This is a genomic window from Pseudomonas vanderleydeniana, assembly GCF_014268755.2.
Taxonomy (GTDB): Bacteria; Pseudomonadota; Gammaproteobacteria; order Pseudomonadales; family Pseudomonadaceae; genus Aquipseudomonas; species Aquipseudomonas vanderleydeniana.
Window position 1 is genome coordinate 1,963,852 of sequence record NZ_CP077093.1, and the last position, 23,776, is coordinate 1,987,627.

The 23,776-nt window shown below is 63.8% G+C and carries 26 protein-coding genes; 12 read left to right on the forward strand and 14 right to left on the reverse strand.

Annotated features, from left to right (window positions below; all coding sequences use genetic code 11):
• Window positions 1–11 precede the first annotated feature (11 nt).
• The gene (locus HU752_RS08865; protein ID WP_186677830.1) at window positions 12–323 is read right to left on the reverse strand and encodes an Mpo1-like protein; all 312 of its coding nucleotides are present in this window, start codon (window positions 321–323) and stop codon (window positions 12–14) included.
• Between the two features lie 161 nt (window positions 324–484).
• Here HU752_RS08865 and HU752_RS08870 point away from each other — a divergent pair, with 161 nt between their 5' ends.
• The gene (locus tag HU752_RS08870) at window positions 485–1,546 is read left to right on the forward strand and encodes an AraC family transcriptional regulator (protein ID WP_186677827.1); all 1,062 of its coding nucleotides are present in this window, start codon (window positions 485–487) and stop codon (window positions 1,544–1,546) included.
• Here the strand turns inward: HU752_RS08870 and HU752_RS08875 are convergent.
• The gene (locus HU752_RS08875; protein ID WP_186677823.1) at window positions 1,503–2,957 is read right to left on the reverse strand and encodes a TrkH family potassium uptake protein; all 1,455 of its coding nucleotides are present in this window, start codon (window positions 2,955–2,957) and stop codon (window positions 1,503–1,505) included. The genes HU752_RS08870 and HU752_RS08875 overlap by 44 nt on opposite strands.
• Window positions 2,958–3,076: 119 nt before the next feature.
• On the opposite strand from HU752_RS08875, the gene HU752_RS08880 reads away from it, so the two are divergent.
• The gene (locus HU752_RS08880) at window positions 3,077–3,637 is read left to right on the forward strand and encodes an NAD(P)H nitroreductase (RefSeq protein WP_186677820.1); all 561 of its coding nucleotides are present in this window, start codon (window positions 3,077–3,079) and stop codon (window positions 3,635–3,637) included.
• A gap of 10 nt (window positions 3,638–3,647) precedes the next feature.
• On the opposite strand, the gene HU752_RS08885 is transcribed toward HU752_RS08880, so the two are convergent.
• The 6 genes from HU752_RS08885 to HU752_RS08910 all read right to left on the reverse strand — a co-directional run bounded on the left by HU752_RS08885 (window position 3,648) and on the right by HU752_RS08910 (window position 7,897).
• A complete protein-coding gene (locus HU752_RS08885) occupies window positions 3,648–4,982 on the reverse strand; it encodes a sensor histidine kinase (protein ID WP_186677817.1) in 1,335 nt (444 codons plus the stop codon).
• 78 nt (window positions 4,983–5,060) lie between these two features.
• Window positions 5,061–5,495 carry an LTXXQ domain protein gene (locus tag HU752_RS08890; protein ID WP_186677813.1) on the reverse strand — a complete coding sequence of 145 codons (435 nt, stop codon included), beginning with the start codon at window positions 5,493–5,495 and terminating at the stop codon, window positions 5,061–5,063.
• A gap of 275 nt (window positions 5,496–5,770) precedes the next feature.
• Entirely contained in the window at window positions 5,771–6,448 is a 678-nt protein-coding gene (locus HU752_RS08895) for a response regulator transcription factor (RefSeq protein WP_186677810.1), read from the reverse strand.
• A 34-nt stretch (window positions 6,449–6,482) separates the two neighbouring features.
• Window positions 6,483–6,890 carry an SH3 domain-containing protein gene (locus HU752_RS08900; RefSeq protein WP_186677807.1) on the reverse strand — a complete coding sequence of 136 codons (408 nt, stop codon included), beginning with the start codon at window positions 6,888–6,890 and terminating at the stop codon, window positions 6,483–6,485.
• A 109-nt stretch (window positions 6,891–6,999) separates the two neighbouring features.
• Window positions 7,000–7,299: a YciI family protein gene (locus HU752_RS08905; protein WP_186677804.1), complete on the reverse strand. Its 300-nt coding sequence runs from the start codon at window positions 7,297–7,299 to the stop codon at window positions 7,000–7,002.
• 1 nt (window position 7,300) lies between these two features.
• Window positions 7,301–7,897, reverse strand: a complete 597-nt coding sequence (locus HU752_RS08910) for a septation protein A (protein ID WP_186677801.1) — start codon at window positions 7,895–7,897, stop codon at window positions 7,301–7,303.
• Between the two features lie 84 nt (window positions 7,898–7,981).
• On the opposite strand from HU752_RS08910, the gene HU752_RS08915 reads away from it, so the two are divergent.
• The 7 genes from HU752_RS08915 to arfB all read left to right on the forward strand — a co-directional run bounded on the left by HU752_RS08915 (window position 7,982) and on the right by arfB (window position 15,469).
• On the forward strand, window positions 7,982–8,848 hold the full coding sequence (locus HU752_RS08915) for a PHP domain-containing protein (protein ID WP_186677798.1): 867 nt from the start codon (window positions 7,982–7,984) through the stop codon (window positions 8,846–8,848).
• Between the two features lie 13 nt (window positions 8,849–8,861).
• Entirely contained in the window at window positions 8,862–9,491 is a 630-nt protein-coding gene (locus tag HU752_RS08920; protein WP_186677795.1) for an L-threonylcarbamoyladenylate synthase, read from the forward strand.
• Complete coding sequence (locus HU752_RS08925) at window positions 9,492–10,310, forward strand: segregation and condensation protein A (protein WP_496198578.1); 819 nt, start codon at window positions 9,492–9,494, stop codon at window positions 10,308–10,310. It abuts the gene before it with no gap.
• Between the two features lie 12 nt (window positions 10,311–10,322).
• Entirely contained in the window at window positions 10,323–11,384 is a 1,062-nt protein-coding gene (gene scpB / locus HU752_RS08930) for an SMC-Scp complex subunit ScpB (protein WP_186677771.1), read from the forward strand.
• A gap of 345 nt (window positions 11,385–11,729) precedes the next feature.
• Window positions 11,730–12,938: a 23S rRNA pseudouridine(2605) synthase RluB gene (gene rluB, locus HU752_RS08935; protein ID WP_186677758.1), complete on the forward strand. Its 1,209-nt coding sequence runs from the start codon at window positions 11,730–11,732 to the stop codon at window positions 12,936–12,938.
• Window positions 12,939–13,547: 609 nt separating this feature from the next.
• Window positions 13,548–14,969, forward strand: coding sequence for an amino acid permease (locus tag HU752_RS08940; RefSeq protein ID WP_186677756.1), 1,422 nt, complete (start codon window positions 13,548–13,550; stop codon window positions 14,967–14,969).
• Window positions 14,970–15,055: 86 nt separating this feature from the next.
• The gene (gene arfB / locus HU752_RS08945; protein ID WP_186677755.1) at window positions 15,056–15,469 is read left to right on the forward strand and encodes an alternative ribosome rescue aminoacyl-tRNA hydrolase ArfB; all 414 of its coding nucleotides are present in this window, start codon (window positions 15,056–15,058) and stop codon (window positions 15,467–15,469) included.
• Window positions 15,470–15,666: 197 nt separating this feature from the next.
• Here arfB and HU752_RS08950 read toward each other — a convergent pair whose 3' ends face one another.
• The 6 genes from HU752_RS08950 to phhA form a co-directional block, all read right to left on the reverse strand.
• Entirely contained in the window at window positions 15,667–16,872 is a 1,206-nt protein-coding gene (locus tag HU752_RS08950) for an MFS transporter (RefSeq protein ID WP_186677754.1), read from the reverse strand.
• 101 nt (window positions 16,873–16,973) lie between these two features.
• The gene (locus HU752_RS08955; protein ID WP_186677753.1) at window positions 16,974–17,159 is read right to left on the reverse strand and encodes a hypothetical protein; all 186 of its coding nucleotides are present in this window, start codon (window positions 17,157–17,159) and stop codon (window positions 16,974–16,976) included.
• 86 nt (window positions 17,160–17,245) lie between these two features.
• Window positions 17,246–17,377 carry a hypothetical protein gene (locus HU752_RS31900; RefSeq protein WP_264083991.1) on the reverse strand — a complete coding sequence of 44 codons (132 nt, stop codon included), beginning with the start codon at window positions 17,375–17,377 and terminating at the stop codon, window positions 17,246–17,248.
• 198 nt (window positions 17,378–17,575) lie between these two features.
• Complete coding sequence (locus HU752_RS08960) at window positions 17,576–18,769, reverse strand: amino acid aminotransferase (RefSeq protein ID WP_189656466.1); 1,194 nt, start codon at window positions 18,767–18,769, stop codon at window positions 17,576–17,578.
• A complete protein-coding gene (locus HU752_RS08965; RefSeq protein WP_186677752.1) occupies window positions 18,769–19,125 on the reverse strand; it encodes a 4a-hydroxytetrahydrobiopterin dehydratase in 357 nt (118 codons plus the stop codon). The genes HU752_RS08960 and HU752_RS08965 overlap by 1 nt, the downstream gene beginning before the upstream one ends.
• A 101-nt stretch (window positions 19,126–19,226) precedes the next feature.
• Window positions 19,227–20,012, reverse strand: a complete 786-nt coding sequence (gene phhA / locus HU752_RS08970) for a phenylalanine 4-monooxygenase (protein ID WP_186677751.1) — start codon at window positions 20,010–20,012, stop codon at window positions 19,227–19,229.
• Window positions 20,013–20,335: 323 nt separating this feature from the next.
• Between phhA and HU752_RS08975 the strand changes: the two genes are divergently transcribed.
• The 3 genes from HU752_RS08975 to flgG all read left to right on the forward strand — a co-directional run bounded on the left by HU752_RS08975 (window position 20,336) and on the right by flgG (window position 23,749).
• Window positions 20,336–21,883 carry a sigma-54-dependent transcriptional regulator gene (locus HU752_RS08975; RefSeq protein ID WP_186677750.1) on the forward strand — a complete coding sequence of 516 codons (1,548 nt, stop codon included), beginning with the start codon at window positions 20,336–20,338 and terminating at the stop codon, window positions 21,881–21,883.
• 293 nt (window positions 21,884–22,176) lie between these two features.
• The gene (locus HU752_RS08980) at window positions 22,177–22,917 is read left to right on the forward strand and encodes a flagellar basal body rod protein FlgF (protein WP_186677748.1); all 741 of its coding nucleotides are present in this window, start codon (window positions 22,177–22,179) and stop codon (window positions 22,915–22,917) included.
• Between the two features lie 46 nt (window positions 22,918–22,963).
• Window positions 22,964–23,749, forward strand: coding sequence for a flagellar basal-body rod protein FlgG (gene flgG / locus HU752_RS08985; protein WP_186677745.1), 786 nt, complete (start codon window positions 22,964–22,966; stop codon window positions 23,747–23,749).
• Window positions 23,750–23,776: the final 27 nt, after the last annotated feature.

Below are 23,776 nucleotides of genomic sequence, written 5' to 3' on the forward strand. Positions count from 1 at the left end.
TCCAACCCTTCCTAGAAGGGCACCCGCCCCAGCAGCATGTCGCGGTACATGACGAAATCGCCCAGCAAGCTGTAGAAAGGATGCTGAAAGGTTGCCGGGCGATTCTTCTCGTAGAAAAAGTGCCCCACCCAGGCGAACCCGTAGCCGGCCAACGGCAGCAGCGGTAACAGTCCCCAGGCCCCACGGCCGATGATCAGGGCAAGAATGAAGATGACCAGCGTGGTGCCGACGAAATGCAGGCGGCGGCAGGTGCTATCGGCATGTTCATTTAGATAAAACGGGTAAAACTCACTAAAGCTGTTGAATTTCCTGACGTTTTCCATGGAGTACTCTCCGTACTTCTTATGTGGGGAGGTGGGCTGTTTTGCGGGGAGCCTATTTCAGTCTAGATTCAGTCGCTGCGACGGCCAGTGACAATAGGCGCCACTTTAGTATCCTTAGGCCATCAGTCGTAGTATGCGGCATACCATGTAAAGAACAGGCCATGAGCGAGAGAACCACTTCTGCAAGCTGGGCGATGGGCATTGTCAAGGCGTTGGAGATGGACGGCCTGGACTGCCGGGCGCTTTTCCAGCAGCTCGGGCTCGATTACACCGCGCTGGACGATCCCGATGCACGTTTCCCCCAGGACTCGATGACCCGCCTCTGGCAGCGCGCCGTCGAGCTTTCCGGCAACCCGGCGATCGGCCTGAACATGGGCAAGGTGGTGCGCCCGGCGTCCTTCCATGTGGCCGGTTATGCGCTGATGTCCAGCCGGACCCTGGCCGAAGGGTTCATGCGCCTGGTGCGCTACCAGCGGATCATCGCCGAGAGTGCCGACCTGAGTTTCCGCCTGCTGCCCGAAGGCTATGCATTGATCCTGACCGTCCATGGCGACCTTCTGCCGCCGACCCGGCAGAGTGCCGAGGCGTCGCTGGCCTGTGCCCTGGCGTTATGCGGCTGGCTGACCGGACGCACCCTGCAGCCGCGCAAGGTGCTGGTCCAGGGCTCGCGACCGGAGGATATCGGTCCCTACCAGCAGGCGTTCCATGCGCCGCTGGTATTCGATGCGCCCTATGACGCGCTGATTTTCGAGAAAGCCGACATGGAGGCGCCGTTGCCGACGGCCAACGAGGCCATGGCCCAGTTGCACGACCGTTTCGCCGGCGAGTACCTGGCACGTTTCTCCGAGAGCCGGGTGACCCACAAGGCGCGGCAGGTGCTGTGTAGGCTGCTGCCGCAGGGCGAGCCCAAGCGCGAGATTGTCGCGCAGACCCTGCACCTGTCCCAGCGCACCCTGCAGCGGCGCCTGCAGGAGGAGGGCACGAGTTTCCAGGCCCTGCTCGACGACACCCGTCGTGAGCTGGCCGAGCAGTACCTGGCGCAGCCGCGCATGACCCTGCTGGAAATCGCCTACCTGCTGGGATTTGCCGACCCGAGCAATTTCTTCCGGGCCTTCCGTCGCTGGTTCGAGGTGACGCCCGGCGAATACCGGGCGCGGTTGCAGGGTTCGGTCGTCGCGATCAATGACGCCAGAATGCCGGAATACACAGCACGAACACTGTGATGATCTCCAGGCGGCCCAACAGCATGCCCACCGACAGGATCCACTTGGCGCCATCGGGCAGGCTGGAGAAGTTGCCGGACGGGCCGATCACTTCACCCAGGCCCGGGCCGACGCCGGACACCGTGCTCGCCGCGCCGGTCAGCGCGGTCATCCAGTCCAGGCCGATCAGCGACAGTGCCAGGGCGATGGCGCAGATGGTGATGGCGAAGAAGAAGGAAAAGGTCAGGATCGAACGGACGATTTCCTCGTCGAGGCGGTGACCGTTGTATTTCTGCTTGATCACCGCCCGCGGGTGGATCAGTTGGTTGAGGCTGGCCTTGAGCAGGATGTAGGCGACCTGGAACCGGAAGATCTTGATCCCGCCCGCCGTCGAGCCCGAGCAGCCGCCGATGAAGCCCAGGTAGAAGAACAGCATCAGCGAGAAATTGCCCCACAGGCTGTAGTCGCCCAGGGCGAAGCCGGTGGTGGTGACCACTGACGTTACGTTCAGCGCCACGTGGCGCAGGGCGTCGAGCCAGTGCAGGTCGGTGGTCCACCAGTACCAGGTGCCGAGCACCAGCCAGGTGACCAGCAGCAGGGCCAGCAGCCCCTGCACCTGCTGGTCCTTGATCAAGGCCTTGCGATGGCCGCGCAGGGTCGCGACGTACAGCGTGAACGGCAGGCTGCCGAGAATCATCACCACCACCGCGACCCAGTGCACCGCCGGCTGGTGCCACTTGGCCAGCGACTGGTCGGAGGTCGAGAACCCCCCGGTGGAAATCGCCGACATCGAGTGATTGATCGCGTCGAACGGGCTCATGCCGGCCCACCAGAAGGCCAGGCTGCCGAGGATGGTGATGCCGACGTAGGCGGTGACGATCAGCCGGGCGACCATGTGCGAGCGTGGCATGACCTTCTGCGAACGGTCGGAGGACTCGGTCTGGAACAGGCGCATGCCGCCGATGCGCAGTAGTGGCAGGATCGCCACCGCCATGCCGATGAAGCCGATGCCGCCGAGCCAGTGCAGCAGCGAGCGCCAGATCAGGATGCCCGGGGACATGTCGTCCAGGCCGCTGAGCACCGTCGAACCGGTGGCGGTGATGCCCGACATGCTTTCGAAGAAGGCGTCGGCGACGCTGGTGCGCAGGGTCAGCAGGAACGGCAGGGCGGCGAAGATGCACACGACCACCCAGCTCGAAACGGTCAGCAGGTACATGTCCCGCGGGCGCAAGTGGACCTGCTCGGGACGGCCCGGGATCACCAGGGCCAGGCCGGCGATAAAGGTGATGGTACTGGCCCAGAGGAAGGAATGCAGGTCGCCGGTGCGGTCGAAAATCACCAGGGTCAGCATGGGGATGGCCATGCTGATGGCGAGGGTGATCAGGAATATGCCGATGATGAAACCGATGATGCGCAGGGTCGGCAACGCCATGAAATGAGCTCTGGGCAGGGAAAGGCGGACATTCTACCTGCGGCCCTGTCCATGTAAACCGCCAGCGGCCGCGTGTATGAGGCTAGAATAGCCGCACATTTTTCCTCAGGAGGTAGCCCATGGAGGCTCTCGACAATTTGCTCAACCGTGTTTCCGCACCGCGCCTGCTGGATCCGGCTCCGACCGCGGCCCAGCGCGAAGTGCTGTTCCAGGCGGCCATGCGGGCCCCGGACCACGGCCAGTTGCAGCCGTGGCGCTTCCTGACCGTGGAAGGGGCGGCGCGCGAGCAGTTGGGCCAGTTGCTGGCCGAAGCGGTACGGCACCAGGGCGGTGAAGTGACCCAGGCCGCGCTCGACAAGGCGCATGCGATGCCGCTGCGGGCACCGCTGGTGGTGGTCGTGGTCGCACGCCTGCAGGAGCATTTCAAGGTGCCGAAGTCCGAGCAGCTGCTGGCCGCCGGCTGTGCGGCGCATGGCATCCTGCTGGCGGCGCATGCCCAGGGTATCGGCGCGGTCTGGCGCACCGGCGAGTTGTCCTACTCGCGGCACGTGGCCAAGGGCCTGGGCCTGGGCGATGACGAGGAAGTGATCGCGTTCCTCTACCTGGGCACGCCGCAGAACGAACTGCGCGCGGCACCCAAGGTCGACCTGGCGCAATTCGTCAGCGCCTGGTCGGCCTGATTCCCGCCGGTCAGCCGGTCACCCCTGGCGTCAGGGGCAGATCCAGGGTCGCAATGAAGCCGCCCTGCGGATGATTGGCCAGGGTCAGGCTGCCACCGTGGCGTTCCGCGGCCCGCCGGGCGATCGCCAGGCCCAGGCCATGGCCCGGGGCGGACTGGCCCGGGGCGCGGAAGAAGGGTTCACCCAACTGCGCCAGGTGCTCGGCTTCAACGCCGGGGCCATGGTCGCGCACACTGATCTGGATCCGCTCGCCCTGGCGTCGCGCCTGCACTTCGATGGGCTGGCCTTCGGGGTTGAAGCGCTGGGCGTTGCGCAACAGGTTGTCCACCGCGCGTTCGATCATGGTCGGCCAGCCGCGCAGGCTCAGTGCCTGCTCGGCATCGAGTTGTACCGGCTGCTGCGGGTAGCCGAGCACGGTTTCCCGCTGCAGTTCCTGCAGCAGTTGGTTGAGGTCCACCTCTTCGGCGCTGGCCTGGTCGGCATCGACCCGGGCCAGGGCGAGGATTTCGCTGATCAGGGCTTCCAGGCGGTCGCATTCGCGAGTCAGGCGTGGCCACAGGCGTTCACGCTCTTCGGGCGCCGAACGTTCCGCCAGGGCCAGGGCGATCTTCAGGCGTGCCAGTGGCGAGCGCAGCTCATGGGACACATCGCGCAGCAATTGCCGCTGGCTGCCGATCAGGCTCTGCAGGCGTGCGCCCATCAGGTTGAAGTCCTTGGCCAGCACGCCGAACTCGTCGCGCCGCGAGGCCAGCTTGGCCAGGCTGTTCTGCTGGTAGGTGGTCTGGCCCAGGTCGTGCACCGCACCACGCAGGCGGCTGAGCGGGCGGGTGATCGACAGGGTCACCAACAGGCTGAACAGGGTCAGCACCACCAGGGCGATACCCAGCGCACTGAGGGGCCAGAGCAGGCTGCCGCGATGCCAGGCATCGAGCTCCGGGTGGGGGATGCGGTAGATCAGCAGGTAGGTGTCGCCGCTTTTCGGGCTGGTGTACTCGACCGTCAACCGGCGCCAGGGCAGGCGACGATCATCGTTGTGCTGCCGGGCCTCGAAGGCCGCCGCACGGCGTGGGAAGGTACCGCGTACCACCGGGTCGCCGCTTTCGTTGAGCACCTGGACATCGATGTGGTACTGCTTCTTGCGTTGTTCGAGGATGTCCTGTGCAGCTTCCTCACCCTGTTCCTCGTAGGTCTGGGTCCAGTCCTCGGCCAGGGTGGCCAGGCCCGGGTGGCGGCTGAGGATCCAGGCGTCCTGGTTGAGCATGTGCCCGAGCAGAATCGACAACCCCGCGACAAGGGCAATGGCCAGCCAGAAGCTGGCCAGGATGCGCCAGAACAGTGATCGCACAGCAAGTCCTCAAATCAATCCGATGGAAACAGGAAGAGCCCGACGGCGTTTGCCGTCGGGCTCGATGCAATGCGCGGATTATTGCGCCTTTTGCGCGTGCTGTGCTTTCCAGGCCTTGAATTCTGCCCATTCGGCGCGGCGTTCGGCGCGTTTTTTCTGCATCTCGTCGAAAGTCTTCTGCTGGTCAGGCTTGAGCAGGGCGCGGATTTCCCCGTCGGTTTTCTGGCGGGAAGCGTCCAGCTCGCTCTTGAAGGCCGCCTGGTCGGCTGGCGAGAGCTTGGCCAGGTACTTCTCGGCGAGCTCCTTGCGGGCGTGCATCTGTTCGCCCATCAGCTTGCCGATGGCGTGACGCTGTTCGCGGCTCAGGTCCAGCTGGCTGTAGGGGGCTTTCCAGTGATGCTCGCCGCCGTGAGGGCCACCAGGGCCGCCCATCGGGCCACCGCCTTCGGGCATGGCCATGGCAACGGTCGGCAGGGCGGCAGCGAACATCAGGGCGATAAGGGTCTTGCGCATGGTGTATCTCCTTGTCTCGGTTCCGGTCGGTCCGGGTGAGTACAGATTACGGAGATCAAGGTCAGCGGCGGTCAGCAGTGGGTAAAGCTTGGGTAAAGACGTTCAGGCGGGGAGCTGACATTGGTGTTGGATGGCCGCTTACGCGGTTCGCGGCGGTGCGACGTCCCGACAAGCCACGCTCCTACAGCTTTATGTCGTGTGCTCGAAATACGTTCATCCGCGAACCTGTAGGAGCGGGCTTGCCCGCGAACCGCCAAAGGCGGCCATCCACCGCGCTAGGGGGCGTAGTAGTACCCGCGACTACGCAGCGCCACGATTCGCGGCCGGCCATCCGGGTGCGGGCCGATCTTCTTGCGCAGGTTGCTGACGTGCATGTCCAGGCTGCGATCGTAGAGGGTCAGCTTGCGTCCCAGGGCGATCTGCGCCAGTTCCTGCTTGTCCAGTGGCTCGCCCGGCTGTTGCAGCAGCGCTTCGAGCAGGCGGCTTTCGGAGACGGTGAGGGTGAAGTCCTGCTGGTCGATGGTGACCACGCCACGCACCGGGCTGAAGCACAGGTCGCCCAGTTCCAGCTGGCTCGGCGTCGCGGTCGGGTGGCTGCGGCGCAGTACGGCGCGCAGGCGGGCGGTCAGCTCCCGGGGATCGCAGGGCTTGGCCAGGTAGTCGTCGGCGCCCAGCTCCAGGCCGAGGATCCGGTCCAGTGGCTCGCCACGGGCCGACAGCATCACCACCGGCAGCTCCGGATGGTCGCTGCGCAATTGCTTGAGCAGTTCCAGGCCGCTGCCGTCAGGCAGCATCACGTCCAGCACCACCGCCGCCGGGGCGCTGTCGGCCAGGGCCTTGCGGGCGCTGAGGCCGTCATGGCAGGCCCGTACCTGGAAGCCTTCCTGGCTCAGCCAACTGCTCAGGAGCTCACACAGCTCCTGGTCATCGTCAATCAGTAACAGGTCGCTCATGTAGTTCTCGATAACCGATCGCCCTGGGGCGCTCTCAATTCAACCATTGCCGACGCTGTCGGCGTCCGCCACTGGCGAAGATACCGCAGAGCAGGGCCAGGAGTGCAACTCCGCCGCCGGTGATGAACCATTGTTGCTGGTCGGTCAGCAGGCGGCTTCCGGGGCTGGCCAGTGCCTCCTTGAGCTGCAGCTTGAGGCGTTGGTTCTCCTGGCGCAAGCGGCTCAGTTGGGGACTTTCGCGCTGGGCGTCGGTGCTGGCCAGCTGCTTGCCCAGCTCTTCGCGCTGCCGCTCGCTTTCCTTCAGGCGTTGCTGCAGATCGTTGATCTGGCTCGCGGCACTCAGCGACAGCGGCACGGCGTTGCCCGCGGCGTCTTCCTCGGCCTGGGCGGCGGTACCCAGCGATAACGTGATCAACAGCAGGCACAATGGACCTTTACGCATCGGAAACTCCTGATTCCAATCGGTATTCAGGATGTTGTCGGCTGTTGGGCAGGAATAATGAGCGACAGCCTGCGCGACACCCCGTCAGTGGGCGTCGCGCAGGACAGTATCAAGGCAGGGTCTTGCGAAAGGGCTTGACCACGACCTTGTCGTAGACGCCGGCGGCGACGAATGGATCGGCTTCGGCCCAGGCCTGGGCTGCTGCCAGGGAGTCGAACTCGGCGACGATCAGGCTGCCGGTGAAGCCGGCGGCGCCCGGGTCGTTGCTGTCGATGGCCGGGTGCGGGCCGGCCAGGATCACGCGGCCTTCGGCGTTGAGCTGCTGCAGGCGCTCAAGGTGCGCCGGGCGTGCCGCCAGGCGTTTTTCCAGGGAATTCTCGACGTCTGTGGCAATGATCGCGTAGAGCATGTCAGTCCTCGGTTTTTGGCGTAGTCGAATCGGCGTCGTGCAGGTGGCGGGACAGGTAGATGCCCTGGCCGACCAGGAACAGCAGGGTCATGCCCAGGCTGCCGAATACCTTGAAGTCGACCCAGTACTGCTGGAAGGTGAAGGCGACGAACAGGTTGGCGGCGCCGCAGAACACGAAGAACACGATCCAGGCCACGTTCAGGCGCGTCCAGATCGGCTCCGGCAGGCTCAGGGCGTGGCCCATGATGCGCTTGATCAGCAGGCGGTCGCCGATGAAATGACTGCCGGCGAAGGCCAGGGCGAACAGCCAGTTGACCACCGGGGCCTTCCACTTGAGGAAGGTTTCGCTGTGGAAGGCCAGGGTCAGGCTGCCGAAGACCAGGCAGGCGATCAGCGTCAGCCACTGGCTTTTTTCCAGCTTGCGCTGCTTGATGAACAGGGCGCCGTAGACCACCAGCGAACTGACGATCAGCACCGCCGTGGCGCTGTAGATACCCCCGACCGTCACGCTTTGGCCGGCGATATCGAGGAGGCGGGGTTCGATTTTGTAGACGATGAAGAACAGGAACAGCGGGATGAAATCGATGAATTGTTTCACAGTGGCAGCCAGAAGCAGGATGTAGCGGCATAATAACAAACATACTTGTCAGCGAAAGCGCCACCCAGAGGTTATTCAGTTCCCGTGGAAATCGACCTGCACTGCCACAGCACGGCCTCCGACGGCGCCCTGGCGCCAGCGGCCCTGGTTGCCCGTGCGCACGACAGAGGCGTGCGAGTCCTGGCCCTGACCGACCATGACACCCTCGAAGGCCTGGCCGAGGCCCGCGAGGCCGCGCAGGCGCTGGGCATGCAACTGGTCAACGGGGTCGAGCTGTCCTGCACCTGGGGTGGCGCGACCATCCATGTGCTGGGCTATGGTTTCGATGTGACCGCGACGCCGCTGGTCGAGGCGATTGCCCGCCTGCATGAAGGCCGCTGGCTGCGTTCCGAGGAAATCGCCCGCAAGCTGGCGCTCAAGGGCATGCCCGGTGCACTGGAAGGCGCGCGGGCGATCCAGCAGGAGCTGGGCGATAGCGGCAATGCTCCGGCACGCCCGCATTTCGCCGATTTCCTTGTGCGCGCGGGGTTCGTCAAGGATCGCGCCGAAGCCTTTCGCAAGTGGCTGGGGGCCGGCAAGCTGGGCGACGTCAAGCTGCACTGGCCGTCCCTCGAGGACACGGTGGGCACCCTGCGGGCCGCCGGGGCCTGGGTCAGCCTGGCGCATCCCTGGCATTACGATTTCACCCGCAGCAAGCGCCGCAAGCTGATTGCCGACTATATTCAAGCAGGCGGCCAGGCAATCGAGGTGGTCAACGGGTACCAGCCGGCCGAGCAGGTCGGCAGCCTGGCGATCCTGGCCCGTGAATTCGGGCTGCTGGTCAGTGCCGGCAGCGATTTTCATGGCCCTGGAGGCTGGTCCGAGATCGGTGAGTACCGCCCGGTTCCCGACGATCTGCCGCCACTCTGGTGTCGGTTCAAACATGACCAGCCATCAACCGCACGCGTCTGAACAGGAAGACAACGTGAGTCAATTTTTCCAGATACATCCGGAAAATCCCCAGGCGCGCCTGATCAAGCAGGCGGTGGAAATCATCCGCAAGGGTGGGGTGGTGATCTACCCCACTGATTCGTCCTATGCGATTGGTTGCCAGATCGGCGACAAGAATGCGGTCGAACGGGTACGGCGCCTGCGGCAACTGGACGACAAGCACAATTTTGCGTTGATCTGCGCCGATCTTTCGCAACTCGGCCTGTTCGCCAAGGTCGATACCGGGCTGTTCCGCCTGCTCAAGGCACACACGCCGGGGCCCTACACGTTCATCCTGAACGCCACCCGGGAAGTACCCCGGCTGCTGCTGCACCCGAAAAAGCGCACCATCGGCCTGCGTATCCCCAGCCATCCGATCGCCCTGGCGTTGCTGGCCGAACTGGGCGAGCCGCTGATGAGCGTGAGCCTGATCCTGCCGGACGAAAGCGAGCCGATGGTCGATCCCTACGAAATCCGCCAGCTGCTCGAGCATCAGGTCGACCTGATCATTGATGGCGGCTTTGGCGGGCTCAAGGCGTCCACCGTGATCAACCTGGCCGACGGTGACCCGGAAGTGGTGCGGGTCGGTTGTGGCGACCCGGCACCCTTCATGGTCGAGGCCTGAATGTCTGCCGTTGAAACTGTCGACAGTCAGGCCGGAGCCCAGCAGGAACTGCCCTTCGCCATGGTCTATGGCCAGGCGGTCATGGAAATGCCGGTGGACCTGTACATCCCGCCGGACGCCCTGGAAGTCTTCCTCGAAGCCTTCGAAGGCCCGCTCGACCTGCTGCTGTACCTGATCCGCAAGCAGAACATCGATATCCTCGACATCCCGGTGGCGGAAATCACCCGCCAGTACATGGGTTATGTCGAGCTGATGCAATCGGTGCGCCTGGAGCTGGCCGCCGAGTACCTGGTGATGGCGGCCATGCTCGCCGAGATCAAGTCGCGCATGCTGCTGCCGCGTTCGGCCGAGGTCGAGGAGGAGGAAGACGACCCGCGCGCCGAGCTGATTCGCCGTCTGCAGGAGTACGAACGCTTCAAGACCGCCGCCGAAGGCATCGATGGCCTGAGTCGGGTCGGTCGCGAGATCATCGTGCCGCAACTGGATGCCCCCGAGGCCCGGGCACGCAAGCTGCTGCCGGATGTCGCCCTGCAAGAGGTGCTGATGTCGATGGCCGAGGTGCTGCGCCGTGGCGACATGTTCGAGAGTCACCAGGTCACGCGCGAGCAACTGTCGACCCGCGAGCGCATGAGCGATGTCCTCGAACGCCTCAAGGGCGGCGGTTTCGTGCCGTTCGTCGAGCTGTTCACCGCCGAGGAAGGCAAGCTCGGCGTGGTCGTGACCTTCATGGCGATTCTCGAGCTGGTCAAGGAATCCCTGGTCGAGCTGGTGCAGAATGAGCCCTTTGCGGCGATCCATGTGCGTGCCCGCGCCGAATAACGAGCTTAATCAATGAACCTGACTGAACCCCGCGAGCTGGCCCCGCTGCTTGAAGCCTTCCTGTTGGCTTCGGGAAAGCCGCAATCGATGGAACGCCTGTACGAGTTGTTCGAGGAAGGCGAGCGCCCGGAGCCGCCGGTCTTCAAGAAGGCCCTGGCGATCCTGGCCAAGTCCTGTGACGGCCGTGCCTTCGAACTCAAGGAGGTCGCTTCCGGCTACCGTCTGCAGATTCGCGAGAAGTTCGCGCCCTGGGTCGGCCGGCTCTGGGAAGAGCGGCCGCAGCGTTATTCGCGGGCAATGCTGGAGACCCTGGCGCTGATTGCCTATCGCCAGCCGATCACCCGTGGCGAGATCGAGGACGTGCGGGGCGTGGCGGTCAACAGCCAGATCGTCAAGACCCTGCTGGAGCGCGAGTGGATCCGGGTCGTCGGTTACCGCGAGGTGCCCGGCCGACCGGCGATGTTCGCCACCACCAAGGCTTTTCTCGACTACTTCAACCTGAAGAACCTCGATGATCTGCCGCCGCTGGCGGAGTTGCGTGAAATCGAGCCGGACCCGGTGCTCGACTTCGACGACGCACCGGTGCCCGAGGGCCTGCAGGCCCTGGCCGATGCCAGTGTCGACCCGGAGGCGGAGGACGAGTCGAAGAAGCCGGAAACCAGTTTCCATACCCTGCTGCTGGAGCTGGACTCCATGGAGGAGGGGATCAAGACCGACTTTGACGACCTGCTGCGCGATGGCGATGTCCCGTTATCGACAGGGGAGTTCCAGGACGAGCCTGGTCTGTCGTTGTCCGAAGCGTCCGATCGGCCGGAGTCTGAGGAGGAGCCGGAACCCGAGAGGGACGCCGGGTTCGAGTCGGAGCCTGAACCGGAGTTTGACGCCAGCGTGGATGAGGCGGAGGAAGACCTGGTCGGCGCTGCCGAAGCCCGCGAGCGCCTGCTGGCTGCGGTCGCCGCGCTGGATGCCGGAAAACCGGAGCCCGAACCGGCACCTGAACTGAGCGAAGAGGAAGCCGAGGCCCAGGCGCTGGCCGAAGCCATCGAGAACGAACGACGCCAGTGGGAGGATTGAGGTGAGCCCTTTTCGCGGATAAATCCGGCTCCCACAGTTCTGCGGCGTCTGAAGCACTTCCCGGGAGCCTGTTCTGCCGCTCATCGGTGATGAATCAAAGACAGTTGGCTCCCACAGTGTCAGCGTCGTTCGCAGGACTCATGCATGGCGCAAGCACTTGTGGGAGCCGGATTTATCCGCGAACAGGCGCCCCCCGATCTCCAGCCGACAGACAACTGCTACTCTGTGATGCGCAACGTCGAAGATCCGCGTATGATTTGCGGCCCTTCGACGAACCCATTCGTCCAGAACAGTATTTTATCTCTATCAGGCCAGGCCTGAATCGACACACCGGGAGGTGCCCAGATGAGTGACAACGATCTGCAAGACCAGGACAGCCAACCCATCCGCCCCGCAGGCGAAAAACTGCAGAAGGTCCTCGCCCGTATCGGCGTGGGCTCGCGCCGTGACGTGGAAGGCTGGATCAGCCAGGGCCGCATCAAGGTCAATGGCAGCGAGGCCACCCTCGGCCAGCGTGTCGACCTGCACGACGCGATTACCATCGATGGCAAGGTCATCAAGCGCGAAGAGGCTTCCGAGTCGGTACGCCGGGTGATCATGTACAACAAGCCCGATGGCGAGATCTGCACCCGTGACGACCCGGAAGGCCGCCCGACCGTGTTCGACAAGCTGCCACGTCCGAAGGACGGGCGCTGGATCAACATCGGCCGCCTCGACATCAACACCACCGGTCTGCTGATGTTCACCACCGACGGTGAACTGGCCAACCGCTTGATGCACCCGTCCTACGAGATGGACCGCGAGTACGCGGTCCGTGTGCGTGGCGAAGTCGATGACGAGATGATCGAGCGCCTCAAGGCCGGGGTCATGCTCGAGGATGGTCCGGCCAAGTTCACCGACATCCAGCAGGCACCCGGTGGCGAAGGCTTCAACCATTGGTACCACTGCGTGGTGATGGAAGGCCGTAACCGCGAGGTTCGTCGCCTGTGGGAGTCCCAGGGCCTGGTGGTCAGCCGCCTGAAGCGCGTGCGTTTCGGTCCGGTGTTCCTCAACTCCGACCTGCCGATGGGTCGCTGGCGTGAAATGAGCCAGCGCGAGGTCGACATCCTCAGCGCCGAAGTCGGCCTGACGCCGGTGGCCATGCCGCAACTGACCGCCAAGAGCAAGGACAAGCTGGAGCGCATGCAGCGTAAATCCTCGCGTCCGCTGGCGCGTAGCGAGCGCGTGCGCACCTTGCGTCCTGCTCTCGGCGAGGGTGCCGAGCGCGCGAGCCGCGAGCCGCAGATCGAAGGCGAGCGTCCGGCACGCAAGCCGGCGCGCCAGGATGGCGAGCGTGCTCCACGGGCACCGCGTCCGGCCGGGCGTGGCGAGTCGAATCGTGGCACGCCAGTGGCTGAGCGTCCGGCGGACAGCAAGCGCCCGGGTAAGCCGGCACCGAAGTCCAAGCGTCCGGGCGTCGGCCTGGTGGATAACGCTGCGCCTTCAGGCAAACGTCGGGGTGCGCCGGCTGGTTCCGGCCAGCGTCCCGGTTTTGGCCGACGCAAGCCTGAGTAAGCGCCCAATGCCTTGAAAAAAAACGCCAATCGTCCGATTGGCGTTTTTTTTTGCAGAAATTTTTTGATGGGCCAGGCGGCAAGTTTTCGTTACGCGGCGTCAGGAAATTTTTACGAGTTATCCGGGCAAACCCCCTGGATTCACTGGCTTTGGCATCGTGTAAGGAATAGTTTCCGTGGCGCCTGGCCGCCGCGCTTTTTACCCCGGCCAGGCCTCTTGTTCGCCGCCGTCGGCGGCGGTGTCATATCCCCATACCTGCCGGTAGCGGTCTGGCGGTGTACAATGCGCGCCGTTTTAACTGTGACCCAACTGCGTACTCGCGCATTTTGAGCTGTCCGGTGGCTGCCTTGCGACGCCCCGAAGGCCAATACCCTCAAGGTTATCCGCCTTGTTCACTCCATCCTGTCACAAGCACGATGGGTTCGATTTCGTCACAGATAAAAACAAACAGGTGACGCATGACTTGTAGCAATCCTCGCAATCACTGCCCTCTGAATACCTGGCGTCCACGCCGTGGCCTGGTGTTTGTCCCCAGGGTTTCGTCTATCGCTTATCGCTGATACCCGACGCCCCACGAACATCATCCAACCTTGCGTGAGACCCCTTCCAATGAGTGGAACCCTTCCTCCTTCGGGCGAGCTGAAACGCGGCCTGAAAAATCGTCATATCCAACTGATCGCCCTCGGTGGCGCCATCGGGACCGGCCTGTTCCTCGGTTCGGCCGGGGTGCTGAAGTCTGCCGGCCCGTCGATGATCCTCGGCTACGCGATCTGCGGCTTCATTGCCTTCATGATCATGCGCCAGCTGGGCGAGATGATCGTCGAGGAACCGGTCGCCGGTTCCTTCAGCCACTTCGCCCATAAGTACTGGGGCGGTTTCGCCGGTTTCCTGTCGGGCTGGAACTGCTGGATCCTGTATATCCTGGTGGGCATGTCGGAACTGACCGCGGTCGGCAAGTACATCCACTACTGGTGGCCGGATGTCCCGACGTGGGCCTCGGCAGCGGGCTTCTTCGTGCTGATCAACCTGATCAACCTGGCCAATGTGAAGGTCTTCGGCGAGGCCGAATTCTGGTTCGCGATCATCAAGGTCGCGGCCATCGTCGGCATGATCGCCCTGGGCAGCTACCTCTTGGTCAGCGGCCACGGTGGCCCGCAGGCGGCAGTGAGCAACCTGTGGGAACACGGCGGGTTCTTTCCCAATGGCGTCAGCGGCCTGGTCATGGCCATGGCGATCATCATGTTCTCGTTCGGCGGCCTGGAAATGCTCGGTTTCACCGCAGCGGAAGCCGACAAGCCGAAAACCGTGATCCCGAAAGCCATCAACCAGGTGATCTACCGGATCCTGATTTTCTACATCGGCGCCCTGGTCGTGCTGCTGTCGCTGACTCCATGGGACAGCCTGCTCGGCACCCTCAATGCCTCCGGCGACGCCTACAGCGGCAGCCCGTTCGTCCAGGTGTTCTCGATGCTGGGCAGCAATACCGCGGCGCACATCCTCAACTTCGTGGTTCTGACCGCGGCGCTGTCGGTGTACAACAGCGGGACCTACTGCAACAGCCGCATGCTGCTGGGCATGGCCGAGCAGGGTGACGCGCCGAAGCTCCTCGCACGGATCGACAAGCGCGGCGTGCCGGTGTTCTCGATCCTCGCCTCGGCGCTGGTGACCTTCGTCGCGGTGCTGATGAACTACCTGATGCCGCAGCATGCGCTGGAGCTGCTGATGTCGCTGGTGGTCGCGACCCTGGTGATCAACTGGGCGATGATCAGCTACTCGCACTTCAAGTTCCGCCAGCACATGAACCGTACCGGGCAGACCTCGCTGTTCAAGGCGCTGTGGTACCCGTACGGCAACTACATCTGCCTGGCGTTCGTGGTGTTCATCCTCGGCATCATGCTGATGATCCCGGGCATCCAGATCTCGGTGTACGCGATCCCGGTATGGCTGGTGTTCATGTGGGTCTGCTATGGCATCAAGAACCGTCGCAGCGTCCAGCAGGGCTTGCCTGCCGCCAGTTCCGCGCTGAAGTAACGCTTTACCGGCAACGGACAAACCCGGCCCTGTGCCGGGTTTGTCATTTCTGTATCCTGAACATTCCTGAAGCCGGACGTTTTCCCATGCTGGTCATTTCCAACAACGTGCAACTGCCGGACCACGAGATCGAGTGGACGGCCATTCGCGCCCAGGGTGCGGGTGGGCAGAACGTCAACAAGGTCTCCAGCGCGGTGCACCTGCGTTTCGACGTGCCGGCCTCATCGCTGCCAGCGTTCTACAAGGAGCGCCTGCTGGCCCTGAGTGACAGCCGCATCACCGGCGACGGGGTGATCGTGATCAAGGCCCAGCAGTATCGGACCCAGGAGCAGAATCGTGCCGATGCCCTGTTGCGCCTGGTGGAGTTGATCCAGGCGGCGACCAAGGTCGAGAAGAAGCGCCGGCCGACCAAGCCGACGCTGGGTTCGAAAAAGCGCCGGCTGGACAGCAAGTCCCAGCGCGGGGCGATCAAGGCCGGGCGCGGCAAGATCGATTACTGAGCCTGAAAGGCCTGTCAAAGACTGCCTGTGGCGAGCGGGCTTGTCGGAACGCCGCACCGCCGCGCTGGGCTGCAAGGCAGCCCTCAAGCCCGTCATCTCGGTACACCAGGTAGAACCGGGCTGCCTGTTTCAGGGCCGCTTCGCGCCCCAGCACGGCGGTGCGGCGTTCCGACAAGCCCGCTCGCCACAATCGGTACTCAGGCCTGGTCGCGCTGCTCGCGGCTCCTGGGGGCCTGGCGATACAGGTAGACGCTCAAGGCCAATCCGGAAAGCGCCGCCAGCGCCGCGAACAGGAAGATCGAGGCAAAGCCGAAGCCGGAGGCGATCGCGCCGACCAGCGGGCCGGTGATACCCAGCGACAGGTCGATGAACAACGAATAGGCACCCACCGCCGCGCCGCGGCTGGACGCCGGCACCAGGTTGACCGCCTCCACGCCCAGGGCCGGAAACACCAGCGAGAAGCCGAACCCGCTCAGCGCCGCACCGGCCAGCGCCCAATGGGCGTCAGGCGCCACCCACAGCAGCAACAGGCCCAGGGTCTCCACTGACAGGCAGGCGATTGCCACGCGAAAGCCGCCAAGTCGATTGATCAGGTTGCCGAACAGCAATCGGGCGCCGATGAAGCTGGCACCGAACAGGCTCAGGCACAGTACGGCGTTGCCCCAATGCTGGGTGGCGTAGTAGAGGGTGATGAAGGTCGCGATGGTGCCGAAACCGATCGAACCCAGCGCCAGTCCGGTGCCGTGGGGCAGGACGCGGCCGAGCACGTGCAGGAACGGCAGGCGTTCACCGGCCACGATCGGCGCGGCCAGCTTGGGCCAGGCCAGCAGCAGGCCGAGGGTTGCCAGCAGCAGGATGCTCACGCCCATGCTCCACAGGCCCAGCTGATTGACCAGCCAGACGCCCAGCGGCGCGCCGACGGCGAGGGCGCCGTAGCTGGCGATGCCGTTCCAGGAGATCACCTTGGCCGTGTTCTGCGCGCCGACCCGGCCAATGCCCCAGCCGATGGAGCCGGAGCCGACCAGGCTCTCGGCACTGCCAAGGATCAGGCGGCCGATGAACAGGCTGGCCAGGCTCAGGGCCGGCACGCCGTGCAGAAAACTTGGCAGCAGCATGAACACGCCGCTCAGGCCGCAGCCGGCGAGGCCGTACATCACCGCGCGCTTGCTGCCCAGGTTGTCGATGATCCGGCTGGCATAGGGGCGGCTGAGCAGGGTGGCCAGGTACTGGACGCTGATCACCAGGCCGGCGATCACCGCGCCGAACCCCAGTTCGCTGTGGACGTAACCCGGCAGGACCGCCAGCGGGATGCCGATGTTCAGGTAGCCGATGAAGGTGAACAGGACAATGGAAACGACTTGCAGCGTCACCGCGAGGGGGCGCTGGGAATCTTGCGTGGGCAAAGGCTCACCATGACAGCGAAGGGGGAAAGATAGGCTGCTTATGATAACGAGGCTAAGCGACTTGTAGGGAATTGAATCGAAAAAAAACGCTGGGGAAATGCTCAGGATTGCTGCGGTTGTGCCAGCAGGCGGGTGGTCACCAGTGCGGCCAGGGCGTTTTCCTGGCTGCCGAAGCGGGCGAGCAGCGCGGCCTGTTTTTCCTCGGACAGGTTGTTCCACAGCGCGATCATCTGTTCGGCGGTACCGATCAGCAGGTTGGCCTGGGTTTCGTCGAAGGTGTCGGTCACGGTGTATTCCTGGGAGGGGTGGATCTATCTGGCCGTGTGAAAAAACATCAGGATTGGTTTTTTCACACGGTCAGTTATTGCAGGCTTCAGTCTTTACTGTCGGCCTTCAGGCTTTCGGCAGCCTCGTTGGTTTCAGGCTGTTCGGCGCTGGCTTGTTGCGGGGTTTTCTGCTCAGTTTCGTGCAGGCTTGGGAAGGGGAAGTTGGGTATTTCGTGCATCGTCGTCACTCCTTGCAAAGTCTGTTTTTTAAATCGCTGGGTAGATCCGCGCTTTTAAAAAGCCTGGGCAGGATACAGCACTGGAGGTGACAGAAAGATTTTTTATCTTTCATGCGGGCCGGCCACTCGTCGCGCAGACGCTGGGCGCCGCTGATGTGAAGTGCGCTCCCACGGCTGAGCGGGGGAGCGCACGAGGGCTTACTTGCAGACGGCGGCGATCGCTTCGGCCAGGGCTTCCAGGCGGGTCGCGTCGATACCGGCGACGTTGGCCCGGCCCGAACTGACCATGTAGATGCTGTACTCGTCACGCAGGCGCTGCACCTGGACCGGCGACAGGCCGGTGTAGGAGAACATCCCGCGTTGCACGCCAATATGGGCGAAGCGTTCGGCCAGGCCATGCGGCTTGAGCGCCTCGACCAGGCCGCTGCGCAGCTGGGCGATACGCGCGCGCATGGCTTCGACTTCCTCGGCCCAAAGCTGCTTGAGCTGTGGGTCGCCGAGGATGGTCAGTACCACCGCTGCACCGTGATCTGGCGGGTTGGACCAGAGGTTGCGAGCCACCGCCGCCAGTTGACTGCGAACATCCAGCAGCTTTTCGGCGTCGGCGGTGCAGACCAGCAGGGCGCCGGTGCGCTCGCGGTACAGGCCGAAGTTCTTCGAGCAGGAGCTGGTGATCAGCACTTCCGGCAATTCCTTGGCGAACAGGCGGACTGCCCAGGCATCTTCCTCGACGCCATCGCCAAAGCCCTGGTAGGCGAAATCGATCAGCGGCAGCAGTTCGCGACGGCGAACCACTTCCAGTACCCGTTGCCAGTCGGCATGGGACAGGTCGAAACCGGTCGGGTTGTGGCAGCAGGCGTGCAGCAGCACCACGTCGCCTTTGGGCGCCTGTTCCAGCGCCGCGAGCATGCCGTCGACATTCAGGCGGTTGTCGGCCCCCACGTAGGGGTAGTGACTGATCTTCAGGCCGGCGGCGTTGAAGATGGTCTCGTGGATCGGCCAGGTCGGGTCGCTGAGCCAGATGCCGCGGCCCGGCAGGCACTGGGCGATGAAGTCCGCGCTCAGGCGCAGGGCGCCGGTGCCCCCCGGCGTCTGGGTGGCGCCGACCCGACGCTCGGCGATCAGCGGCGAGTCCGCGCCCATCACCAGTTCGCACAACAGGCTGCCGAAACGCAGGTCGCCATGGCCGCCGATATAGGACTTGCTCAGTTGCCCGTCCACCAGCTTCTGCTCGGCCAGCTTGACCGACTGCAGGATGGGCGTCAGGCCCTGGGCGTCCTTGTAGACGCCGACACCGAGATCGAACTTGTTCGGGTTCGGGTCCTGGGCATAGGCCTCCAGCAAACCGAGGATCGGATCGCCGGGGACGCGCGCGATGGCGGTGAAATGCATTATTTAAGGCCCTCGGCGGTTTTGCCGACCTCGTCGGTGCGTGCCGCCATGATGAAATCGTTACGGTGCAGGCCCTTGATGGAGTGGCTCCACCAGGTCACGGTGACTTTGCCCCACTCGGTCAACAGGCCTGGATGATGGCCTTCGGCTTCGGAAATGGCGCCGACGGCATTGGTGAAGGCCAGCGCGAACTGGAAGTTCTTGAAGCGGTAGACCTTCTCCAACTGCATGATGCCGTCGCGAACTTCGATATTCCAGTCCGGAATCTGCTTGAGCAGTACCGGCAGTTCTTCGTCGCTGACCTGTGGGGCATCGGCGCGGCAGGCTTCGCAGTGGGCTTGGGTGAGGGTGCTCATGGTGTATTCCTGTCTGTCGTTCTTGTTCGTTGCACGCCCTTCGGCGACACCGGTTCCGGGTATCGGCGCGAGGGCTCTGGGGTATGGCCGCAGGTCGCCGGTCAGGCGGCCTTGGGCGGGAATTTCGGGGTATGCAGGCCTAGCTGCATGGCTTGCTCGACCAGGCCCATGATGTCTTCGTGGGCCAGGTCGAACAAGCGCTTGAGGTCCGGCAGCGCGAAGTACACCGGTTGCAGGATATCGATGCGATACGGCGTGCGCATGGCTTCCAGCGGATCGAACGGCTGGTGCTCGGGTTCGCCGGACAGGCTGTAGACCGTCTCCTTCGGCGAGGAAAGAATACCGCCGCCATAGATGCGTCGGCCTTGCGGGGTGTCGACCAGGCCGAACTCGATGGTCATCCAGTACAGCCGGGCCAGGTACACCCGTTGCTCCTTGGTGGCCTTGAGGCCGAGCTTGCCGTAGGTGTGGGTGAATTCGGCGAACCAGGGGTTGGTCAGCAGCGGGCAGTGGCCGAAGATCTCGTGGAAGATGTCGGGTTCCTGCAGATAGTCCAGTTCTTCCTCGGTACGAATGAAGGTGGCCACCGGAAACTGCTTGTTGGCCAGCAGTTCGAAGAAGGTCTGGAAGGGGATCAGTGCCGGCACCCGGGCCACTTGCCAGCCGGTGGTCGCGGCCAGTACGGCGTTGATTTCGCCCAGCTGTGGAATCCGGTCATGGGGCAGGCCGAGCTTTTCGATGCCGTCCAGGTATTCCTGGCAGGCACGACCCTCGATCACTTTCATCTGGCGGGTGATCAGGGTGTTCCACACCGCATGCTCGGCGGCCGGGTAATCGATAAACCCTTGCGCATCGGGCTCGCGAGCCACGTATTGCGTCTGCTTCATACAGCTCTCCTGCTAGAGGGATCATTCTTGTTATGTCCAGCGTTGTGTCCAAGTGTTGATCCCGGCGCGGAAGAAATGCACTGGGTTGGCGAGTGTCGATACGCGTCTTTGCGAGGGTGGTCCGTAAAGTAATCGTTACGAATGCGCTTTTTTAGCGTGCGGGTGGCATTTCTACGGGGTAGTGTTGTGGAAGGCTGTCACGTATTCTTTACGAAAAACTGCGGTGCAACCCAAAAAGTTGTCGAGCCGACCCCGTCAAAGCCCCCTTGGAGTGGGCGTCGTGGCCCCTTCGAGCAGTCCTGACCACCTTCCCGGGCTTTTTCATGCGTATCAAAGTGCATTGCCAGAACCGCATCGGCATCCTTCGCGACATCCTCAACCTGTTGGTGGACTATGGCATCAACGTGGCCCGGGGCGAGGTCGGTGGCGACCAGGGCAATGCGATCTACCTGCACTGTCCCAACCTGATCAACCTGCAATTCCAGGCCTTGCGACCCCGGTTCGAGACCATCGCCGGGGTGTTTGGCGTGAAGCGGGTCGGGCTGATGCCCAGCGAGCGCCGGCACATGGAGCTCAATGCCCTGTTGGGGGCGCTGGAGTTTCCTGTGCTGTCCATCGACATGGGCGGTTGCATCGTCGCGGCGAACCGGGCAGCGGCGCAGTTGCTCGGCGTGCGCGTTGACGAGGTGCCGGGCATCGCGCTGTCGCGCTATGCGCCGGATTTCGACCTGCCGGAGCTGGTGCGCAGCAACAAGTCACGGATCAACGGCCTGCGGGTCAAGGTCAAGGGTGACGTGTTTCTGGCGGACATCGCCCCGTTGCAGCCCGAACATGAGGACAGCGAGGCGATGGCCGGCGCGGTCTTGACGCTGCACCGGGCCGATCAGGTCGGCGAACGCATCTACAACGTGCGCAAGCAGGAGTTGCGCGGCTTCGACAGCATCTTCCAGAGCTCGCGGGTGATGGCGGCGGTGGTGCGCGAGGCCCGGCGCATGGCGCCCCTGGATGCGCCGCTGCTGATCGAAGGTGAAACCGGCACGGGCAAGGAGTTGCTGGCGCGTGCCTGTCACCTGGCCAGCCCGCGCGGCCAGGCACCGCTGATGGCACTCAACTGTGCCGGCTTGCCGGAGTCGATGGCCGAGACCGAGCTGTTCGGCTACGGCCCCGGGGCCTTCGAGGGTGCGCGGGCCGAGGGCAAGCTCGGCCTGTTGGAACTGACCGCCGGCGGCACGCTGTTTCTCGATGGCGTGGGGGAGATGAGCCCGCGCTTGCAGGCCAAGCTGCTGCGCTTCCTTCAGGATGGCGGGTTCCGGCGGGTCGGCAGTGACGAGGAGGTCTACCTCGACGTCCGGGTGATCTGCGCGACCCAGGTCGACCTCTCGGAGTTGTGTGCCCGTGGCGAGTTTCGCCAGGACCTGTATCACCGGCTCAACGTGTTGTCGCTGCACATCCCGCCGTTGCGCGAGTGCCTGGACGGCTTGGCCCCGTTGGTGGAGCACTTCCTCGACCAGGCCAGCCGGCAGATCGGCTGCCCGCTGCCGAAGCTGGCGCCGGCAGCGATGGAACGGCTGAGCCACTACCACTGGCCGGGCAACGTCCGCCAGCTGGAGAACGTGCTGTTCCAGGCGGTGTCGTTGTGCGACGGCGGCCTGGTCAAGGTCGAGCATATCCGTCTGCCGGACTACGGCGTGCGCCAGCCGTTGGGGGAGTTCTCGCTGGAGGGCAGTCTGGACGAGATTGTCGGGCGGTTCGAGAAAGCGGTACTGGAGCGCCTGTATTCCGAGCATCCCAGCAGTCGACTGCTGGGCAAGCGCCTGGGGGTTTCCCACACCACCATCGCCAACAAGCTCAAGGCCCATGACGTCTTGTAGGAGCGTGGCTTGCCCGCGAATGGACCTCTGCACCCGAAAAGCCTCGCGGGCAAGCCACGTTCCTACGGGCCTGTTCGGGGATGTCGTTGCGTAACGTGACTGATACTTGCCGCTAGCGGCATGACTCCGCCGTTTTTTCGTCTCTGTCTCAAGCGCTTGAAAGCCCCTGCCTGGCCTTGGAAGCCCGGCCGGCCTTGGCTGCACCGATCTTGTAGCAATGTTGGTGCAGAAATTGCTAAGGCTCTCGCCGTACAGCGGTGGGCGGCAAACGCCTGTCAGCAAGAGGAAAGACTGTGGACAAGTACCTTTACGTGGCAATGACCGGCGCCAGCCAGAACGCCCTGGCGCAAAAGGCTCATGCCAACAATCTGGCGAACATCTCTACCAGCGGTTTTCAGCGCGACCTGGAGCAGGCGCGTTCGATGCCGGTGTTCGGTGACGTCTTTCCGGCGCGTGCGTTTGCCATGAGCGAGCGGCCGGCAACCGACTTTTCGCCAGGTGCGATGCAGGAAACCGGCCGTGATCTCGACGTGGCCGTGGGCGGTGACGGCTGGATGGCGGTACAGGCGCCTGACGGCAGTGAAGCCTATGTGCGTACCGCGAGCATGAATATTGACGCGCTGGGTGTGCTGCGTGCCGGCAACGGCATGCCGGTGATGGGCAACGCCGGCCCGATTGCCGTGCCGCCCGAGTCGAAGATCGAGGTCGGCCAGGACGGTACCATCAGCATCCGTTCGATGGGCGAGGGACCACGCGTCGTGGCCGTGGTCGATCGCATCAAACTGGTCAATCCGGACCTCAAGAACATGACCAAGGGCCTGGACGGCATGATCCACACCAAGGATGGACAGCCGGCAGCCGTCGACGCCAACGTCAAGCTGGAGTCGGGCTTCCTCGAGGCGAGCAACGTCAATGCCGTCGAAGAGATGACCGCCGTGCTGGCCTTGTCCAAGCAGTTCGAACTGCATATCAAGATGATGAACACCGCCAAAGACGATGACCAGGCAATGGCTCGGGTCTTGCAGATCAGCTAATCACCACAACGTAGCGCCGTAAAACAGGCGCGCGAAGGAGAACAGAATGCTTCCGGCTCTATGGGTTGCAAAAACAGGTTTGGCGGCGCAAGACACCAACCTGACCACCATTTCCAACAACCTGGCCAACGTCTCGACCACCGGCTTCAAGCGTGATCGTGCCGAATTCCAGGACCTGCTGTACCAGGTCAAGCGTCAGCCTGGTGCCCAGTCGACCCAGGACAGCGAACTGCCGTCGGGCCTGCAACTGGGTACCGGTGTGCGCATCGTGGGTACGCAGAAGAACTTCTCCGCCGGCAGCCTGCAGGTCACCGACCAGCCGCTGGACATCGCGGTCAACGGCCGTGGCTTCTTCCAGATCCTGCAACCGGATGGCACCACGGCCTACACCCGTGACGGTACCTTCCACCTGGACAACACCGGCCAGATCGTCACCGCCGCCGGTTTTGCCCTGCAGCCGGCCATCGTGATCCCGAACAACGCCCAGACCTTCACCGTCGGCAAGGACGGCACCGTCTCGATCACCACCGCCGGCAACCCGGCGTCGCAGGTGATCGGCAACCTGCAGACCGCCGACTTCATCAACCCGGCCGGCCTGCAGGCCATCGGTGGCAACCTGTTCCTGGAAACCGCCGCCAGCGGTGCGCCACAGGTCAGCACCCCGGGCCTGAACGGTTTCGGTACCACCGAGCAGAGCACCCTGGAAACCTCCAACGTCAGCACCGTGGAGGAGATGGTCAACATGATCACCACCCAGCGTGCCTACGAAATGAACTCCAAGGTGATTTCCACCGCCGACCAGATGCTCTCGTTCGTCGCGCAGAATCTGTAATCAAGTCTATGTGGCGGCCTCGGGGCC

Coding starts and splice junctions, on each gene's coding strand:
- scpB (WP_186677771.1), top strand. CDS start 10,323: ATGAACCTGACTGAACCCCGCGAGCTGGCCCCGCTGCTTGAAGCCTTC.
- HU752_RS08925 (WP_496198578.1), top strand. CDS start 9,492: ATGTCTGCCGTTGAAACTGTCGACAGTCAGGCCGGAGCCCAGCAGGAA.
- HU752_RS08960 (WP_189656466.1), bottom strand. CDS start 18,769: ATGCATTTCACCGCCATCGCGCGCGTCCCCGGCGATCCGATCCTCGGT.
- HU752_RS31900 (WP_264083991.1), bottom strand. CDS start 17,377: ATGCACGAAATACCCAACTTCCCCTTCCCAAGCCTGCACGAAACTGAG.
- HU752_RS08905 (WP_186677804.1), bottom strand. CDS start 7,299: ATGCTCTACGCGATCATTGCCACAGACGTCGAGAATTCCCTGGAAAAA.
- HU752_RS08965 (WP_186677752.1), bottom strand. CDS start 19,125: ATGAGCACCCTCACCCAAGCCCACTGCGAAGCCTGCCGCGCCGATGCC.
- rluB (WP_186677758.1), top strand. CDS start 11,730: ATGAGTGACAACGATCTGCAAGACCAGGACAGCCAACCCATCCGCCCC.
- HU752_RS08875 (WP_186677823.1), bottom strand. CDS start 2,957: ATGGCGTTGCCGACCCTGCGCATCATCGGTTTCATCATCGGCATATTC.
- arfB (WP_186677755.1), top strand. CDS start 15,056: ATGCTGGTCATTTCCAACAACGTGCAACTGCCGGACCACGAGATCGAG.
- HU752_RS08865 (WP_186677830.1), bottom strand. CDS start 323: ATGGAAAACGTCAGGAAATTCAACAGCTTTAGTGAGTTTTACCCGTTT.
- HU752_RS08975 (WP_186677750.1), top strand. CDS start 20,336: ATGCGTATCAAAGTGCATTGCCAGAACCGCATCGGCATCCTTCGCGAC.
- HU752_RS08880 (WP_186677820.1), top strand. CDS start 3,077: ATGGAGGCTCTCGACAATTTGCTCAACCGTGTTTCCGCACCGCGCCTG.
- HU752_RS08895 (WP_186677810.1), bottom strand. CDS start 6,448: ATGAGCGACCTGTTACTGATTGACGATGACCAGGAGCTGTGTGAGCTC.
- phhA (WP_186677751.1), bottom strand. CDS start 20,012: ATGAAGCAGACGCAATACGTGGCTCGCGAGCCCGATGCGCAAGGGTTT.
- HU752_RS08900 (WP_186677807.1), bottom strand. CDS start 6,890: ATGCGTAAAGGTCCATTGTGCCTGCTGTTGATCACGTTATCGCTGGGT.
- HU752_RS08870 (WP_186677827.1), top strand. CDS start 485: ATGAGCGAGAGAACCACTTCTGCAAGCTGGGCGATGGGCATTGTCAAG.
- HU752_RS08890 (WP_186677813.1), bottom strand. CDS start 5,495: ATGCGCAAGACCCTTATCGCCCTGATGTTCGCTGCCGCCCTGCCGACC.
- HU752_RS08940 (WP_186677756.1), top strand. CDS start 13,548: ATGAGTGGAACCCTTCCTCCTTCGGGCGAGCTGAAACGCGGCCTGAAA.
- flgG (WP_186677745.1), top strand. CDS start 22,964: ATGCTTCCGGCTCTATGGGTTGCAAAAACAGGTTTGGCGGCGCAAGAC.